Source organism: Leptolyngbya sp. FACHB-671, from assembly GCF_014695745.1.
In the GTDB taxonomy this organism is placed as follows: domain Bacteria; phylum Cyanobacteriota; class Cyanobacteriia; order Elainellales; family Elainellaceae; genus JAAUTN01.
Genome location: NZ_JACJOV010000093.1, coordinates 1 through 1,848, shown reverse-complemented (window position 1 = coordinate 1,848; position 1,848 = coordinate 1). Strand labels below are relative to the sequence as shown.

At 47.7% G+C, this 1,848-nt stretch carries 2 protein-coding genes; both read left to right on the top strand.

Features of this window, described 5'->3' with window-relative positions; all coding sequences use genetic code 11:
- The first annotated feature begins 748 nt into the window (after nt 1–748).
- Nucleotides 749–961 (top strand): ribbon-helix-helix domain-containing protein, encoded by a 213-nt coding sequence (locus tag H6F93_RS12125; protein WP_190681033.1) that lies wholly within the window; start codon nt 749–751, stop codon nt 959–961.
- A 106-nt stretch (nt 962–1,067) separates the two neighbouring features.
- Nucleotides 1,068–1,848, top strand: a 781-nt coding sequence (locus H6F93_RS12120) for a hypothetical protein (protein WP_199313661.1), incomplete at its 3' end; no start/stop codon positions are given.

The following is a 1,848-nucleotide window of genomic DNA, read 5'->3' as shown; positions in this document are numbered from 1 at the left end:
GTGTGGAAACTGCTCGGGTAGAGGTAAAGAGAACTCGGTAGATGAGGTTAGGGTTTCTGCCATAGCAATCTGCTTGTATCAATGGGTGTGATGGTCATGCCGATGTGGCTACGTAATGCTCTCAAAGCTCTGCTGTCATTAAATTGAGTGAGCTTTGGTCAGCTTCATTCTTCTCGGCTTACGTTTTGAAGCGGATAGTGACTTGTAAATCGCCTCGATTTTCATCGGTGCTGGTGAGCGATCGCGATCATGAGGGCTGTTGGCGAAACATTGCTTAATACCCTGAAAGCTCTAATATTCGTCATTCTCCGGCTGAAACTAATTGAGTTTTTTGAATTGAACAACGACGGAATGGGTAGTTCGGACATGAAGAAATAATTCGCCAACAGGGTCTACTGCTAGACATAAGCCTTGAGGAGCTTTCAGAAGCTAGCCGAACTGCATAGTGGTGTCCGACTGCCTGAACCGAAACACCAGCCGCAAAAACTTGCCCAATAACTTGCCCAAATCCGTGCGGGAGTCTTTGCTCATACGACTTCCTACCCAGTGTGAAATTTAGGAGATGGGAAATACTCAGGAAATGGGTCTGGCAAAGTTATAGGCGCAAGAAAGTATTTAGGTTCTGTCATATTGTTCGGCTTGGTTAAGGCGATCGCTCAATTTTCAAAAGTGATTGATGTAGTATAGCATCAGATTAGCAGATGATCTGCATCTAACAAACTGTTAAATTAATGTAGGGGTAGTATTCATGGATGACCAATTTAATCTTGATTCCATGACCAAGCGAATTACCATTTCGCTACCGGACTCTACTTATAAAAAGCTGGAGGAGTGGGCAGAAACCGAAGACCGATCAGTCGCCGGGCAAGCTAGCTATGTCCTGCAAAAAGCAGTAGACGATGCGGAGCAGCAGGGCAAGATCAAGCCAGATTCACCAAAGTCCCCTCCGGGACAATCGTGAGGCAGTTGGATTTCCTCTTCTACTAAATTCAGAAATCCAGATTGATGACTATGTTGTCACCGCTTCTCCTGCTGACCACTTGATGTTGTATTGACTAGGTGCCCCAATGCCTTCCGCTAGCAGCAAACCTAAACGTTCACAAGCCGCAAGTCCTGACTCTCAGTTGGAGATCAGCGATATTTCTGCAAGTCGAGCGAAAGGCGGTAGGAAGCGAGCCAGCCGAGCGCGAACGCACACTCAAACCAAGCTTCCCCTGTTCACACACAAGCAGGTTGAAATGACGGCGACCGGCGCACCGGTCATTAGTGCAACTCAAGCCTTCTTGAAGCATCCCGATTGGAACGAATACGAAGAGAACCGCCTTTACTTCCACCGCTCCTTCGGCAAAGGGCGGCATGTTGAGTTCTATATCCTCAATAAACAGAAACACCAACCTGGTTTCATTACTAGCTTTGCTGAACCTGAAATTCTCCGGCTTTATGGAATCCACGCTGCTCGCCTCCACGCCGTTTTCGCAACCTACGCCGCCCAACAGAAGGAACCGTGGAAGGAGACATTCACCCTTTTAGGAAGTGATTTGATCAAAATCTTGGGGATTCATAAGGGCAACAAGCTCAAGAAGGCTGACAAACTCAAGGCGATCGCAGACCTGGCATGGGTGTTAGGAACCTTGGGAGCAAAGATTCAGTGGCAGGAGGGCTACCTAGATCTGACCATTGTTGAGCGATCGCTGATCTGGATTGTGAACGTCAAAGAGCAGTACCAGAATGACCTTAACGGTAATCCAGAGGAGTTAATCGAAGTCGAAATTGAGGTTCAGGCAGGTCAATGGACACGCAACTTCCTGAACCGGGAGGGGGAGAAACAACGAACAGCACTGTATCAGT